This is a genomic window from Halogranum roseipondis (assembly GCF_059695585.1).
This window is the reverse complement of sequence record NZ_CM185235.1, coordinates 2,493,877-2,507,623: the sequence shown is the minus strand read 5'-3', so window position 1 is coordinate 2,507,623 and position 13,747 is coordinate 2,493,877. Positions and strand designations below refer to the sequence as shown.

Below are 13,747 nucleotides of genomic sequence, written 5' to 3'. Positions count from 1 at the left end.
ATGATCTCTCCACGCACACTCCGGAATCTGAAGACGGAGCTCGATCGAAGTCTCCTCGCGAAGGCGGGCATCGCGATCGTCGTGTTCATGATCGCGATGGCGTTCTTCGCGCCGCTCATCTCGCCGTACAGCCCGGGTCAACAGAACCTCGATCAGGCCCGACAGCCGCCGTTGGGGTTCACCACCCAGGAGACACAGGAAGTGACGAAGACCGAGAACGGGAGCGTCGTCATCGAGGACGGTACCGTCGTCACCGAGACCCGGACGGTGTACAACAACGCGACGCTCGCGCACCCGCTCGGTACCGACGGCAACGGCCGTGACATCCTCTCGCGAGTCATCTACGGCGCGCGCACGTCGATGCTCGTCGGCCTGTTCGGCACCGGGTTGGCGGCGCTCGTCGGCGTCAGCGTCGGCCTCAGCGCGGGCTACTACCGCGGCGCGGTCGACGACGCGCTGATGCGCACCGCCGACATCATGCTCGCGTTCCCCTCGCTCGTCCTCGCGGTCGCGCTGGTGGGCGTCTGGGGACAGGCGGCGTTCCGCATCCCCGACCCGTTGGTCGTCACCGGGTTCGCCGACTGGTGGCGTGACCTCGTCGGCCTCTCGGCGGGGCCGATGCCGAGCGACGTCGTCCTCCCCGGAACCGTCGTCGTCGTCGTCGCGCTCGTCAACTGGGTGTGGTTCGCCCGAGTCGCACGCGGCGAGGCGCTCTCGGTTCGCGAAGAGGAGTACGTCAAGGCCGCCCGTGCGCTCGGCGCGACCGACTCGCGCGTGCTCGGTCGACACGTCCTCCCGAACGCCATCACGCCGATCCTCGTGTTGGCGACGGTGCAGGTGGCCGCGATCATCCTGCTGGAGTCGGCGCTGTCGTTCCTCGGACTCTCGGGGGCCGCAGTCTCCTGGGGGTTCGACATCGCGCTCGGTCGACAGTACCAGTCCACCTCGTGGTGGATCTCGGCGATCCCCGGTATCGCGATCGTGCTGACCGTCATCGGCCTCAACCTGGTCGGCGACTGGCTCCGTGACGCGCTCGATCCCGGCATCGAAGGGGAAGGTGGTGTCTAATGGCAGACGAGATTCTCGAGATCAGAGGACTGAAGACGCGCTTCTTCACCGACGAGGGACAGGTGAACGCCGTCGAGGACGTCTCGTTCGACGTCCGCGACGGGGAGATCTACGGCATCGTCGGCGAGTCGGGGTCGGGAAAGTCCGTCACCGCGCTGTCGGTCGTCGACCTCGTCGACTCGCCCGGACGGGTGACCGCCGGCGAGGTCTGGTACCGGAACGCCGACCTCGCCGAGGAGTTCCGCGAGAAGCGCCCCGACGCCGTCGACGGTGACCGCGTCGACGTTCGACAGTTGCCGGAGGGCGTCCGTCGGTCGTTGCGCGGCCCCTCGTTCAGCATGATCTTCCAGGATCCGATGAGTAGCTTCAACCCCTCGTTGACGGTGGGCGAGCAGATCGCCGAGGCCGTCGAGGTCCAGCGACGCGCTCGGGCGAACCCTCGGCGAACCCGCTCGCGGACGCAGGGGTACGGACTGGGGAGCCTGCTCGTCGACAGTCTGCTCCCGTCGCGAAGTTACGTCGACGAGTCGAGCAGGGCTCGGGCGGTCGAACTGCTCGAACAGGTCGGCATCCCCGACCCGGCCGAACGCGCCGAGGAGTACCCCCACCAGTTCTCCGGCGGGATGCTCCAACGGGCGATGATCGCCCAGGCGCTCGCCGGCGAGCCGGACGTGCTCGTCGCCGACGAACCGACGACGGCGCTCGACGTCACCATCCAGGCGCAGATCCTCAACCTGCTGCGCGACCTCCAGAAGGAGGAGGGGATGAGCGTCGTGCTGATCACTCACGACCTCGGCGTCATCGCCCGGATGTGTGACCGCGTCGGCGTGATGTACGCCGGCGAGATCGTCGAGCGGGGGACGCTCGAAGACGTCTTCGAGAACCCCGTCCACCCGTACACGCAGGGACTGCTCGGGTCGATTCCGGACCTCGCCGACCCCGCGCCACGACTCCGACCCATCGAGGGCAACGTGCCGAGTCTCCTCGACTCGGAGATGGGCGACCGCTGTTACTTCGCCGACCGCTGTCCGAAGGCGATGGAGGACTGTCTCCGGCGGATCCCCGAGTTCGACGCCGACGGGAGCGACGAACACCGCGTCCGGTGTGTCCTCGCCGAGCAGCCGTACGACGAGACGCGGGCGTTGCACGAGGAACAGTTCGAACGAGAGGAGGTGACCACCGATGACTAACGCTGAGACGCCGGTTCTCAGCGTCCGCGACCTGAAGAAGTACTACTTCGAACAGGACAGCCTCCTCGACTCGGTGTTGCGGCGCGAGACGCAGAGCGTGAAAGCCGTCGACGGGATCAGTTTCGACATCCAGAAGGGTGAGACGCTGGGACTCGTCGGCGAGTCGGGGTGCGGGAAGTCGACGACGGGCGAGACGTTGCTCCGACTACGTGAGGCGACGGCGGGGAGCGTCGAGTTCGACGGCGAAGACGTCCTCGGGATGAGCGGCGAGGAGCTGAAGGCGTTCCGTCGCCGCGCGCAGATCGTCTTTCAGGACCCCTTCTCCAGTCTCGACCCGCGAATGACCGTCGGCGACATCCTCGCCGAACCGCTGAAGATCCACGACCTCCCCGCGGAGATTCCCGCCGACCGGTCGAAGCGGGAAGTCCGTCGCGAGAAGGCCCAGGAGTACCTCGAACGCGTGGGACTGTCGGCCGGACAGATCGACCGCTACCCCCACGAGTTCTCCGGCGGACAGCGACAGCGAATCGGCATCGCGCGGGCGTTGATGCTCGATCCGGAGTTCGTCGTGCTGGACGAACCCGTCTCCGCGCTCGACGTCTCGGTGCAGGCACAGGTGCTCAACCTCCTGGAGGACCTCCAAGAGGAGTTCGGACTGACCTACCTCTTCATCGCTCACGACCTCTCGGTCGTCCGCCACATCTGCGACCGCGTCGCCGTGATGTATCTCGGCAACGTCGTCGAACTCGGTCCGACCGACGAGCTGTTCGACGACCCGAAACACCCCTACACGCAGGCACTCTTGGAGAGCGTGCCGCGGGCGGCGGTCGAAGAACAGGGACGACGCGTCGACCCGCTGCCGGGCGACGTCCCCTCGCCCCGGAACCCGCCGTCGGGCTGTCGGTTCCGGACGCGATGTCCGCAGGTCATCCCGCCCGACGACGTCGCGATCGACCAGGAGACGTACCGCGAGGTGATGGACCTCCGAGACCGCATCGAGTCGGGCGACCTGAACCTCGACAACGTGTGGGCCGACGTCGACGAGGACCGAAGCGACAAACCGGCGTTCAAGCGTCGACTCCGCGCCGAGTTCTTCGTCGAGCGGCTCTCGGGGGAGAACGAGGCCGTCGTCGAACGGGCGCTCGACGCGCTGGCGGAGGACGACCGCAAACGGGCGGCAGCGCTCCTCCGCGATCGGTTCGCGAGCGTCTGCGAACGAGTGCGACCCGTCCTTCAGCAGGAGGCACACCCGGTCGCCTGCCACCTGTACGAGCAGCCCGAGACGACGGAGGCGTCCGTAGAGGCGTCTGCCGACGACTGACGACGTCGCGACCCGCCAACCGAGTTCGAGACCCGTTCGAGCGTGGAGTTCTTGTCTCGACGACACCTCTCTCCAGTATGCTCGCCAGAGAGATCATGCGGACCGACGTCGAGACGGTCGGCCCGGACGACGACGTCAGCGACGTGTTGGGTCGACTCGCGAAAGCCGAGTTCAACGGGTTCCCCGTCGTCGACGACGACGACCACGTCGTCGGCATCGTCACCCAGACCGACCTCGTCGGACTGTTCCAGACCAGAGACCGGACGCTGTGGATCCCGGTCGGCTTCCCACCGTTCATGGAGACGCTGACCTACGCCGTCGACGTCTCGTGGAAGGATCTCGATCTCGGCGTCGACCTGCTGAAGAACGCCGGTAAACCCATCAGCGAGGTGATGACGACCGACGTCGTCTCCGTCGCACCCGACGACGACCTCGATCACGTCCTCGATCTGCTGTCGGACGACGACCGCGACATCAACCGAGTGCCGGTCGTCGAGGACGGGCGACTCGTCGGCATCATCGCTCGGCAGGACGTGTTGCGGGCGCTGCGAGACGAGCGACGGGCGAATTAGCCTCGTATACACGGCCACCTGTCTTTTCCGTCGACGAGACGTAGACGACTCCCGTGAGCTATCATACGACAATCGGCTGGTCGCTGACGACGTCCGGAATCGTCACGCTGATTCTTGCCTACCTACCAGGTGACTCACTCTACTGGGGAATCGGATTACTGGTGGTGGGTCTCATCATCATGTCTCGACGAGTCGTTTGAGCGGCGGTCGGCGGTGCCGACAACGAAAGCTTGAGGCCGGTACCGCGACGAACGTCTCCGTGACCCGCGTTCGGAATCTACTGCTGTTCGTCGTTCTCGCCGCCCTCTGGGGGTCGGCGTTCATGGCCATCAAAGCCGGTCTCCTCGCCGGTATCCCACCCGTACTGTTCGCAGCCGTCCGTTACGACGTCGCCGGACTCCTCGTGTTGGCGTACGCCGCCGTCGTCCTCGACGACCCGTTCCCCCGCGGTCGAGGACAGTGGACGCTCGTCGCCATCGGTTCGACGTTGCTCATTGCCGCCTACCACGCGCTGCTCTTCGTCGGCGAGACCGACCCGGCGGTCAACAGCGCCGCGGCGGCGGTCATCGTGAGCCTCTCGCCCGTCCTGACGACCGGGTTCGCCCGCGCGTTCCTCCCGCAGGAACGACTGTCGACGGTGGGCGTGTTCGGACTGCTCCTCGGACTAGTCGGCGTCGCCGTTCTGTCGGATCTCGACCCGAACAACCTGCTCGCCGGCGGATTCGTCGCCAAACTGCTCGTGCTCGCGGCGGCCGCGGCGTTCGCACTCGGGAGCGTCCTGACCGGCCGCGTCGACGCGGAGATGCCCATCGAGTCGATGGAGGCGTGGTCGATGCTCGGCGGCGCGCTGTTGATGCATCTGCTGAGTTTCGCGCTCGGCGAGTCGCCGGCGGGCGTCGCGTGGACGTCGTTCGACGTCGTCTGGTCGCTCGGCTACCTCGCAGTCGGGTCGAGCGCGGTCGGCTTCCTCATCTACTTCGACCTGCTGGAGCGACTCGGCCCCATCGAGATCAACCTCGTCTCGTACGTCGCCCCCGTCTTCGCCGCACTCAGCGGGTGGGTCGTGCTGAACGAGCAACCGTCCGTGGCGACGTTCACGGGGTTTCTGCTCATCTTCGTCGGCTTCCTCCTGCTCAAGCGCCGAGCGATCCGACGGGCGCTCGGCTCGACGTCGGTCGTCTCGTCGTAGCGACTACGCCTCGCCCTCGTCTGCCGGCTCGACGTCGACGACCGTGCCGACCATCGTCCACCCCTCTTCGTCGGGCGCCTTTCGACCGACGATGACGGCGGACTCGTCGGCGGTCGTCGTCAGTCGGTACTCCCCGTCGTCACCCTCGCGCGTCCCCTCTCCCTGGAACTCCGTCTGGAACCACTCCGTGCTGGAGAGACGGTAGACCGCCGTCGACCCATCGTCGAGCGTCAGCCTGATCGGTCGGGGACTGATGTTGTGAATCCGTTTCGCGGTGCGGTTGAGCTCTGCCATACCGACGAGGAGGTCCGTCGCGTATAAAACTGGACGTGTCAGAGAACCGTTTCGGGACCGGTAAGCAGTGCCTGACGCGTGGTAGCCGAGATATAGCTACGTCTTCTCCTCCCGACGGTACTGTCACGCACCCCGAACCCCGGTTGCAGACCGATTCGCCTCTCTCCCGTCTCGGTCGACGTGTTCGGGCAGTGCGTGACCAACGGAGCACTGTGTTGCATCCGGCCTGCTGCGGGTTCGACACCGGCCGCCTCTCCGGGCGGCCGGAGTCTCCCGACTCGGATGCCGACTCCACCACGTTCTCTCGACGGCTCGACGCGAGCACGCGTCTCCCATCTGATCCGACAGAGCCACGGCGAGTTTCGGCCCTCGAACGGACGCCGGGGGTATGCTGTCGTTCTGACACAGCGAATTCCGGTGTCATCTCGAGTGAATGTTTGTACGTAGCGATAGTTCATAGAAAAAGAATTAGAAGACATAATAAACGTTTTAGAGCGATCTCGCTCGCCTGTAAAATGAATATCGTGGGATTACTCCCGCGTGAAACCCCCCGAAAGGGAGCGAAGGCTCACCCCCCTATATGTCCCCAGGGGTAGATGTCTGAACTACGAGGTCCCAAAGCAATGTCGAACCCCTCCACGCAACTCACCGAACGAACGTCGCAGTTCACTGCCCCGTTCCCGATCAAGCGCAGCCGTCAGATGCTCGTCGCTCCGCTCCGGTTCGTCGGGTTCTGGGCGGCGGTCTCCATGCCGTTCCTCTACCTGCCGCTTCTCGCGGGCGGCCTCGACGCCGGCGAGGTGTACGTCTTCGTCGGCCTCCTGCTGCTCAACCTGTTCGCCTTCGTCGTCGGTCACGAGTACAAACAGTAACCCCCGTTTCGGCCCTCCCTTCGCCCCCGCTCTTTCTCACCGATCGCGCTCCGTTCACGGAACCGAGTTGCTTTAGACCGACAGATTCGGAGTGGCGGTATGGCCCTCGATACGGTCCCGCTCGGACAGACCGGAACGAAGGTGAGTCAGATCGCCTTCGGGACGTGGCGGTTCGGACGGGAGAACGACGACGGCGACGTCGAAGTCGGTCGCGAACGGGCGCACGAACTGCTCGACGCCTACGCGGACTACGGCGGCACGTTCATCGACACGGCCGACATGTACGGCGACGGGCGAAGCGAGAGCTACATCGGCGAGTGGCTCGACAGCCGGGACCGCGAGGAGTTCGTCGTCGCCTCCAAGATCTACTGGCCGACGCGCGACGACGCCAACGGCCGGGGTCTCAACCGGAAACATCTCCGTCGGCAGATCGACCGCATCCTCGATCGCCTCGGGACGGACTACGTCGATCTCCTCTACATCCACCGCTGGGACGACGAGACGCCCGTCGAGGAGTTCATGCGCACGCTCGACGAGTTCGTCCGCGACGGGAAGGTCAACTATCTGGGCACGTCGACGCTGGAACCGAACGCCTGGAAGATCGTGAAGGCGAACGAACTCGCCCGTCGACGCGGCTACGAACCGTTCCGGGTCGCCCAACCGCGCTACAACGTCGTCAACCGCGAGATCGAGGGCAACTATCTAGAGATGTGCGCCGACTACGACGTCGGTGTCGTCCCGTGGTCGCCGCTGGCCGGCGGGTTCCTCACCGGCAAGTACAGTCGTGGGGAGACGCCGCCTGTGGGGTCGCGGGCGGCGACCGACCAGCAGTTCGTCGACTCCTATCTCGTCGACGAGAACTTCGACGCGCTCGAAGCCGTCGAGTCGGTCGCGGCCGAACTCGACGCGACTCCCGGACAGGTCAGCCTCGCGTGGCTCCTCCACCACCGACAGGTGACGTCCCCGATCGTCGGTGCCCGGACCGTGAGCCAACTCCGCGAGAACCTCGCGGCCGCCGACCTGTCGTTGACGAGCGACCAGTTCGAGCGACTGCTCGCCGCCAAGCGCTGAGCGTCTCACAACCGTTAGGTGTGCCGACGCACAAACGCGGCTATGACCGACGCCGACCAGTTCGACGCCGACGACTGGGTCGCCCGACTCCGGTCGAACCGCACACAGAAAGACGAGTTCTTCGCCGACCACCCGCAGTCGCCCATCCCGCCGGAGGAGCGCGAGGGGTTCGACGGACTCTCCTACTTCGACCCGGACACGGAGTATCGCGTCGAGGCACACGTCACCGTCCACGACGACCCCGAAGCCGACCCCGTCGAGATGGAGACGTCGGCCGGTCCGAACGTCCGCTATCTCCGGGTGGCGACCTTCGAGTTCGAAGTCGGCGGCACCGAACAGACGCTCACCGCCTACCAGCAGGCGGTCGACGGCGACGAACCCCTGTTCGTCCCGTTCCGCGACAAGACGACGGGGCAGCAGACCTACCCGGACGGTCGCTACATGGAGTTCGAGGCCGACCGGGCGCTCGTCGACGGCGACACGTTCGTCCTCGATTTCAATCTCGCGTACAACCCGTTCTGTGCGTACAGCGAGACGTTCGCCTGCCCGCTCCCGCCCGAGGAGAACTGGCTCGACGTCGTGATCCCCGCCGGCGAACGGTACGAGAACTGACTGATCTCGAGGTCTCTCTCGACGCCGATCACACGATCCGAATTCGTGGGTCTTGGTAACACGAAACACTCAAATTCGGCCGGAAAGCGAAATTCATTACCTCGTCGACGACCAACGGCCAGTAGAGAAATGGACTTCACGAAGAAAGGACTCATCGGGCTCGTTCTGATAGTGGTCGGCACGCTCGCACTCGTTCCCGGCGCAGCCCCGGACGCAGCGACGCTCGCACAGCTGTTGCTCCTCCCGGCAGCCGCCGCGGTGACGTACGGGACCTACCTCGTCGGCACCGAAGGCGACGGCCGCCCGGTCTGAACCGACGGACACGGCTTTTCACCGCCAGTTGACCGCCGAAAGCGACAGTGTCGCCGGTGCCGATGGACGATGTCACGGAATCCGCGCCGAAACGGGACGTTCGACGAGCGATCTGTGGGTCTTTCAGGATTCTTTGCTAGAGTGTAGAGAAATCCCATACTAGGGCGAACTAGGTGTGTAAGGACAGAGTTTAACTTCGTCCTACAGCGGTTTTTCGGATATGTCACAGGCGACCCCAGCAGTCGGGAGACAGCACGCACAGACAGTAACGATCGAACGTGAGATGAACCAGTACGGTGCGCTGACGGTGTACGTCGACGAGGAGAACGCGACCCGTCACGTCGTCGAGTACGCCTCCGAGGAACTCGAGTCGACGCTCCGGGAACTCCCGTCGGGCAGTTCGGTGCCGCTCGTCACCGAGCCGATCGGTACGCGCGGCAACGCGTGGCGCGCGACGTCGCTCACGCGGTAGCGTCCGGATCGCCGAACCCGCTCGACTGCCCTCCGCTCGTCTCATCTCCGCTCTTCTTCGCTGGTCTCCGCTCTTCTTTGCTTCGTCTGTCGCCGCGTTCACCGCTGCCGGTCGGACCCACGAGTCGGACGGTTCAACTCGTCGTACAGTTCACGGACGCGAGGGGCGGTTCGATACGCTCGGTGTTCCGACAGCAGCGTGACGACGAGAAACACCGCGACGAGGAGCGCCGACACCCGAGGCGAGTCGGCCGCGTCGAGTCGATCGAGAGTCCGGTGGAGCCAGAAGACGTCCGCCCACTGGCCGTCGTGGAGGGCGACGAGCGTCCGACTCGTCGGGCGGAGTTTCGCGGCGTCGGGGATCAACGCCCACACACCACCGAGAGCGACGACCGTCCGTGGGTACGGAAGCCGTGGGAGGAGGTAGGTGACGATCAGTGCGGTGACCGTCGCCCCGAGCGCGAAGTGCCCGATAGCGAAGGACATAGCTCTGTAGACGCCCGACGAGAGTAAAGCAGTTCCGCAGGTGGGGGCGGTTCCGGACTCACTCTCCGAGACACGGGTAGTTATCCGTTCACCCGCCCTACAGAACCGAATGGCACTCGCCTTCGAAGAGCGGATTCGACTCGTGTGGATCGCACTCGGGGTCGTCTGCGCGCTCGTCCTCCTCTACGCCGTCTCGACGTTCGTCGGGACGTTCGTCTTCGGCGTGTTCGTCTACTACGCCGTCCGACCTATCCACCACCGTCTGCGGCAACGTGTCTCGCCGCCGTCGCTCGCGGCGTTCCTGTCGATGTTCCTGTTGGTGTTGCCGGCGCTCCTCGTCGTCTTTGCGACGCTCGGCATCGCAGTACAGGAGCTGTCGCGGTTCCTCAGCAACCAGGAGCTGTCGGGGCTGGAGGCGCTGCTCGCTCCGTACATCGACTCCGCGTTGACGGAGACCGACCTCCAAGCGTTGCTGGCCGGAAACGTCGACGCAGCGACGCTCCAACAGTCGCTGTCGGTCGCGACGCAGTCCGTCTCGTTCGTCGGGCTCGGCGTGCTCCACTTCTTCGTCATGCTCGCGCTCGCGTTCTATCTGCTTCGCGACGGAGACCGACTCGCCACACTCTGTTACCGCTGTATCCCCGACGAGACGTTCGCCGCCTACGGCCGTGCAGTCGACCGCGACCTCAAGAACGTCTACTTCGGCAACATCGCCAACGCCGTGTTCACCGGTACCATCGGGGCGATCACCTACACTGGTCTCAACTACCTCGCGCCCGCGGGCGTGTCGATCCCCTATCCCGCACTGCTCGGACTGTTGACGGGCGTCGCCAGCCTCGTCCCCGTCGTCGGGATGAAACTGGTGTACTTCCCGGTTGCCGCGTATCTGGCCGGCAGGGCGCTGTTCCTCGGACAGACCGAAGCGCTCTGGTTCGTCTTCGCGTTCGCGGTGCTCTCACTCGTCGTCGTCGACACCATCCCGGACGTCGTCCTCCGGCCGTTCGTCTCGGGCGGGACGCTCCACAGCGGGACGCTCATGCTCACGTACATCCTCGGCTCGCTGCTCTTCGGGTGGTACGGCATCTTCCTCGCCCCGCTCTTGCTCGTCGTCGTCGTCGAATTCGTCCGTATCGCGTTGCCGACGCTGTACGACTCGTGGGGAGACGGAGTCGACGCCGGACAGACGACCCTCGCCGGCACCGACTGGGCGACCAATCGACCGGAGACGACCGTCGAGAGCACCGACGGCGGTCACGAGTCGGGGTCGTCCGATCCGTGAGCGAACCGACAGTCGTCGCGTTCCGGTGACGGCGAGAGACGCACGTCCACATCCGTGTCGGTGATCGCTCTCGTCGTGGCGTCGCCTCCGGGGAGATTTAAATGAGTTCAGCTATTACACCAAACTGAAATAACGGCCTCTCTCAAATTGCCATACGCAACCTGTCGAGGAATCCTTGCCCGGAGTTCACATCGACAGGTTGTGGCATTCCGGTCGACGACGCCCGTCCCCCCGGGCGCCGTCGGACCGTCGCAGTCGACGGTTTCTTCGGACTCCTCGGACGACAGTTCCGAGAGCCACAGCTGCCGATCGAGAGTGGCGAGGACGAGAGACACCGATCGCTCGAGGAGACGAGTCGTCGAAGAATGCCCGGGGTGGGCTCCGAACCCACGATCTCCGCATGTCCCAGGTCCGAGGCTCGGCAGTCCTCTATGGGACGGAGGCTTCCAAGGCGGTTACCGCACCGAAGCTCGTTTGCCGCGCCGGCGACGCCGACGCGACGAACCCTATGAGTGCGGCGCTATGTCCAGCTAAGCCACCCGGGCTCACTTTCACGTACCGCGATGATACTCTTTAAGCTTCTCATATCGCGCCACTCCGGGACTTGCTCACACGTTCGTCGGTAACGGGGCTGACCCACCTTTTCCTCGCCGAGCCCATCCCTCGGTTTTCCGAGCGGACCCCTCGGTTTTATGTCATAGTACTGGGACTCACCTCGCATGAGCCTACCGGACCTCGTCGACTCACGACTGAACGGGGAGTCCGTCGCCGCCCGCGTCACGCTCGGCGGCGAGGACGAACTGTTCGTCACGCCCACGCGAACGCTCGTCTACCGTGCGGACGGACTGTTGTCGGACGAATCTGTCGAAGCGTACACCCACGACGCCGAACGCATCGCCGTCTCGACTGGCCGGCGCAAGGCGAAGGTGACGCTCGACTACGGTCTCGACGGCGAGACGACGTTCGCCCTCCCCACCAAGCGACTACAGGAGGCGCTTCACCCCGTCCTCGCGGGCGTCCTCAACGCCGCGGGCATCACCGACCCTGGCGAGACGGTGAAACAGACGTTCCAGTTCAGCGAACTCACGCTCGTCGTCACGAGCGCCCGCGTGGTCAAACACATCGGGAGCGCCGTCTGGGACGACGACTACGAGGAGTTCCACTACGAGGACGTCACCGACCTCAGTTTCGAGGACGGCAGCGTCGCGACGTCGGTGGTGATCACGACCGACGGCCGACAGGAGCGGTTCAAGGCACCGAACGAGGAGGCTCGGGCGGTCCGCGAGACGCTCACGACCGCGCTGTTGGCCTACCACGACGTCGAGAGCCTCGAAGAGTTCCGCGTGGTGGCGGCTCCCGAGTCGGAACCCCAACGGGAGCGCGATCCGGTCGACTTCGGCGACGGACCGGACCCGCTGAGCGCGAACCCCGGCGACCTGTCGTCGGAACCGGCCAACGCCACGCGCGACGCCGAGGAACCGCAGTCGGCGGACCGACGAGACGACCCTTCGCCCGCCACCGAGGAGTTCGACTCGCCGTCGGCCGTCGCGGAGTCACTCGAACGGCCGGCCGAGACGTCGTCACCTTCGTCCCAGCCCTCGACGACGGCGACCGAGACGACCGAAGAGGGCGGTTTCGAGGGGTCGGGGTTCGAGGCGGCCGTCGACGACGACGAGCGCGTCGCCGACGAACTGGCCGCGCTCAGAGAGGCGGTCGAGGCGCAGAACGAGGAGCTTCGCAAGCAACGCGAGACGATGTCGACGCTCGTCGACGAACTCCGACAGGGTCGATGACATAGGTAGCCCGCCGGTCAGGACTCGCGGCCAGTCACCTTGCGGATACACGAGGAGCCGAACGGTCCCACCTCTCCGGACTCGAACTGGATGAAGTGACCCGTCGACAGTCCACAGCCACAGCGACGGCAGTCGAACTCGCCCTCCCGCCGGACCACCTGACTCTCGAAGCGGACGAACGTCCCGCCGCGTCGCGTCCGGAGTCGGCCGTCCTCGCGGTCGACGATGCCGCGCTTCTCGGCCTCGTCGAGGATCTCGCGAGTGAGCGTCGGGTTCGTCGTCACCGTCTCGATGCGGTCGACGGCGTCGGCGATGCTCAACTCGTCGACCTCCAGATGTGCGAGCAGGTCGAGTGCGAGTTCGACCTTCCGGGCCGAGTCGTCGGAATCGGCGGTCACGCAGGGTCGTTCCCGCCGGTCCCGCTTAACCGTTCGTACTCCGCGTGCGAGCGGTCGAGAGAAGCACAAAGCGTTTGCCGCCCGGTGACGGAACGTCGGTATGAAGCGACGGACGCGACTGGCGCTGGGCGGGGCCGTACTCGCCGTCGTCGTCCTCGGGGTGCTCTTCACCTCTCCCGACGTCGTCCTCGCTCGGCTCTCGTGGCTGGCGGCGAACCCGTTTCGGTTCGCCGCGGTGCTGCTCGCCGTCGCCGTCGTCCGCCCGTTTCTCGCGTGGCCGACGACCCTGCTGGCGGTTGCGGCGGGGTACGGGTTCGGACTGGTCGTCGGCCTCCCGCTCGCGCTCCTCTCGATGACGCTCACGGCGCTCCCGCCGTTCCTGCTGGCCCGTCGCGCTCGCGGAACGGGGCGGGTGACGGCCGTCTCCGAGCGGTTCGTCGACCGGGCGGGCGACTTCCGCAGCGTCGCCGCGAGTCGGTTCCTCCCGGCCCCGTCGGACGTCGTCTCCGTCGCCGCCGGCGTCGCCAACGTCTCCGTCCTCCCGTTTCTCGCGGGAACCGCCGTCGGCGAACTGCCGTGGGCCGTCGCCGGCGTGCTCCTCGGGTCGTCGCTCGACGTCGTCTCGGCGGACTCGCTCTCGGCCGTCGTCGACGCCCGCTTCGTGGTCGCCGTCACGCTCGTCGGCCTGCTCGGACTCGCGGGACCAGTCTATCGATACGTCACCGGTGGCAACGTCGCCGGCGACGCGTCGGGTGGCCGACGCTGAGGGTGTGAGACGGTCACACGCCCGGAGAAAGCTTTTTCGACGAGGGAGCGTCG

At 65.8% G+C, this 13,747-nt stretch carries 16 protein-coding genes and 1 tRNA gene; 13 read left to right on the top strand and 4 right to left on the bottom strand.

What is annotated here, in order from left to right; translation table 11 throughout:
• The 5 genes from EOHIBHHM_RS13140 (at position 1) to EOHIBHHM_RS13120 (ending at position 5,340) form a co-directional block, all read left to right on the top strand.
• Positions 1–1,068, top strand: a complete 1,068-nt coding sequence (locus tag EOHIBHHM_RS13140; RefSeq protein WP_497251280.1) for an ABC transporter permease — start codon at positions 1–3, stop codon at positions 1,066–1,068.
• On the top strand, positions 1,068–2,258 hold the full coding sequence (locus EOHIBHHM_RS13135; protein ID WP_497251278.1) for an ABC transporter ATP-binding protein: 1,191 nt from the start codon (positions 1,068–1,070) through the stop codon (positions 2,256–2,258). Before EOHIBHHM_RS13140 ends, EOHIBHHM_RS13135 begins: the two co-directional genes overlap by 1 nt.
• Positions 2,251–3,579, top strand: coding sequence for an ABC transporter ATP-binding protein (locus EOHIBHHM_RS13130; protein WP_497251276.1), 1,329 nt, complete (start codon positions 2,251–2,253; stop codon positions 3,577–3,579). The genes EOHIBHHM_RS13135 and EOHIBHHM_RS13130 overlap by 8 nt, the downstream gene beginning before the upstream one ends.
• A 77-nt stretch (positions 3,580–3,656) precedes the next feature.
• The gene (locus EOHIBHHM_RS13125; protein ID WP_497251274.1) at positions 3,657–4,151 is read left to right on the top strand and encodes a CBS domain-containing protein; all 495 of its coding nucleotides are present in this window, start codon (positions 3,657–3,659) and stop codon (positions 4,149–4,151) included.
• A 259-nt stretch (positions 4,152–4,410) separates the two neighbouring features.
• Entirely contained in the window at positions 4,411–5,340 is a 930-nt protein-coding gene (locus EOHIBHHM_RS13120; protein WP_497251272.1) for a DMT family transporter, read from the top strand.
• 3 nt (positions 5,341–5,343) lie between these two features.
• Here EOHIBHHM_RS13120 and EOHIBHHM_RS13115 read toward each other — a convergent pair whose 3' ends face one another.
• Positions 5,344–5,634, bottom strand: a complete 291-nt coding sequence (locus EOHIBHHM_RS13115) for a DUF8072 family protein (protein ID WP_497251270.1) — start codon at positions 5,632–5,634, stop codon at positions 5,344–5,346.
• A gap of 623 nt (positions 5,635–6,257) precedes the next feature.
• Here EOHIBHHM_RS13115 and EOHIBHHM_RS13110 point away from each other — a divergent pair.
• The 5 genes from EOHIBHHM_RS13110 to EOHIBHHM_RS13090 all read left to right on the top strand — a co-directional run bounded on the left by EOHIBHHM_RS13110 (position 6,258) and on the right by EOHIBHHM_RS13090 (position 8,973).
• A complete protein-coding gene (locus EOHIBHHM_RS13110; protein WP_497251268.1) occupies positions 6,258–6,506 on the top strand; it encodes a DUF8028 family protein in 249 nt (82 codons plus the stop codon).
• Between the two features lie 99 nt (positions 6,507–6,605).
• A complete protein-coding gene (locus EOHIBHHM_RS13105; RefSeq protein ID WP_497251266.1) occupies positions 6,606–7,577 on the top strand; it encodes an aldo/keto reductase in 972 nt (323 codons plus the stop codon).
• Between the two features lie 42 nt (positions 7,578–7,619).
• A complete protein-coding gene (locus EOHIBHHM_RS13100) occupies positions 7,620–8,189 on the top strand; it encodes a DUF1684 domain-containing protein (RefSeq protein ID WP_497251264.1) in 570 nt (189 codons plus the stop codon).
• Positions 8,190–8,318: 129 nt separating this feature from the next.
• Positions 8,319–8,501 (top strand): DUF8178 family membrane protein, encoded by a 183-nt coding sequence (locus tag EOHIBHHM_RS13095; RefSeq protein WP_089823144.1) that lies wholly within the window; start codon positions 8,319–8,321, stop codon positions 8,499–8,501.
• Positions 8,502–8,721: 220 nt separating this feature from the next.
• Positions 8,722–8,973, top strand: coding sequence for a DUF7999 family protein (locus EOHIBHHM_RS13090; protein ID WP_497251262.1), 252 nt, complete (start codon positions 8,722–8,724; stop codon positions 8,971–8,973).
• A 98-nt stretch (positions 8,974–9,071) separates the two neighbouring features.
• On the opposite strand, the gene EOHIBHHM_RS13085 is transcribed toward EOHIBHHM_RS13090, so the two are convergent.
• Positions 9,072–9,458 carry a hypothetical protein gene (locus EOHIBHHM_RS13085; protein ID WP_497251260.1) on the bottom strand — a complete coding sequence of 129 codons (387 nt, stop codon included), beginning with the start codon at positions 9,456–9,458 and terminating at the stop codon, positions 9,072–9,074.
• A gap of 109 nt (positions 9,459–9,567) precedes the next feature.
• Between EOHIBHHM_RS13085 and EOHIBHHM_RS13080 the strand changes: the two genes are divergently transcribed.
• The gene (locus EOHIBHHM_RS13080) at positions 9,568–10,737 is read left to right on the top strand and encodes an AI-2E family transporter (RefSeq protein WP_497251258.1); all 1,170 of its coding nucleotides are present in this window, start codon (positions 9,568–9,570) and stop codon (positions 10,735–10,737) included.
• A 366-nt stretch (positions 10,738–11,103) separates the two neighbouring features.
• Here the strand turns inward: EOHIBHHM_RS13080 and EOHIBHHM_RS13075 are convergent.
• Positions 11,104–11,282 (bottom strand) — tRNA-Met (locus tag EOHIBHHM_RS13075).
• A gap of 174 nt (positions 11,283–11,456) precedes the next feature.
• Between EOHIBHHM_RS13075 and EOHIBHHM_RS13070 the strand changes: the two genes are divergently transcribed.
• The gene (locus tag EOHIBHHM_RS13070; protein WP_497251256.1) at positions 11,457–12,530 is read left to right on the top strand and encodes a DUF7115 domain-containing protein; all 1,074 of its coding nucleotides are present in this window, start codon (positions 11,457–11,459) and stop codon (positions 12,528–12,530) included.
• Positions 12,531–12,547: 17 nt separating this feature from the next.
• On the opposite strand, the gene EOHIBHHM_RS13065 is transcribed toward EOHIBHHM_RS13070, so the two are convergent.
• A complete protein-coding gene (locus tag EOHIBHHM_RS13065) occupies positions 12,548–12,928 on the bottom strand; it encodes a DUF5830 family protein (RefSeq protein ID WP_497251254.1) in 381 nt (126 codons plus the stop codon).
• A 100-nt stretch (positions 12,929–13,028) separates the two neighbouring features.
• Between EOHIBHHM_RS13065 and EOHIBHHM_RS13060 the strand changes: the two genes are divergently transcribed.
• Complete coding sequence (locus EOHIBHHM_RS13060; RefSeq protein WP_497251252.1) at positions 13,029–13,694, top strand: TVP38/TMEM64 family protein; 666 nt, start codon at positions 13,029–13,031, stop codon at positions 13,692–13,694.
• Positions 13,695–13,747 lie beyond the last annotated feature (53 nt).

Bases quoted from the DNA above. Each gene is read 5' to 3' on its own strand.
- EOHIBHHM_RS13090 (WP_497251262.1), top strand. From the start codon at position 8,722: ATGTCACAGGCGACCCCAGCAGTCGGGAGACAGCACGCACAGACAGTA.
- EOHIBHHM_RS13085 (WP_497251260.1), bottom strand. From the start codon at position 9,458: ATGTCCTTCGCTATCGGGCACTTCGCGCTCGGGGCGACGGTCACCGCA.
- EOHIBHHM_RS13115 (WP_497251270.1), bottom strand. From the start codon at position 5,634: ATGGCAGAGCTCAACCGCACCGCGAAACGGATTCACAACATCAGTCCC.
- EOHIBHHM_RS13110 (WP_497251268.1), top strand. From the start codon at position 6,258: ATGTCGAACCCCTCCACGCAACTCACCGAACGAACGTCGCAGTTCACT.
- EOHIBHHM_RS13100 (WP_497251264.1), top strand. From the start codon at position 7,620: ATGACCGACGCCGACCAGTTCGACGCCGACGACTGGGTCGCCCGACTC.
- EOHIBHHM_RS13105 (WP_497251266.1), top strand. From the start codon at position 6,606: ATGGCCCTCGATACGGTCCCGCTCGGACAGACCGGAACGAAGGTGAGT.
- EOHIBHHM_RS13125 (WP_497251274.1), top strand. From the start codon at position 3,657: ATGCTCGCCAGAGAGATCATGCGGACCGACGTCGAGACGGTCGGCCCG.
- EOHIBHHM_RS13080 (WP_497251258.1), top strand. From the start codon at position 9,568: ATGGCACTCGCCTTCGAAGAGCGGATTCGACTCGTGTGGATCGCACTC.
- EOHIBHHM_RS13135 (WP_497251278.1), top strand. From the start codon at position 1,068: ATGGCAGACGAGATTCTCGAGATCAGAGGACTGAAGACGCGCTTCTTC.
- EOHIBHHM_RS13130 (WP_497251276.1), top strand. From the start codon at position 2,251: ATGACTAACGCTGAGACGCCGGTTCTCAGCGTCCGCGACCTGAAGAAG.
- EOHIBHHM_RS13070 (WP_497251256.1), top strand. From the start codon at position 11,457: ATGAGCCTACCGGACCTCGTCGACTCACGACTGAACGGGGAGTCCGTC.
- EOHIBHHM_RS13140 (WP_497251280.1), top strand. From the start codon at position 1: ATGATCTCTCCACGCACACTCCGGAATCTGAAGACGGAGCTCGATCGA.
- EOHIBHHM_RS13060 (WP_497251252.1), top strand. From the start codon at position 13,029: ATGAAGCGACGGACGCGACTGGCGCTGGGCGGGGCCGTACTCGCCGTC.
- EOHIBHHM_RS13095 (WP_089823144.1), top strand. From the start codon at position 8,319: ATGGACTTCACGAAGAAAGGACTCATCGGGCTCGTTCTGATAGTGGTC.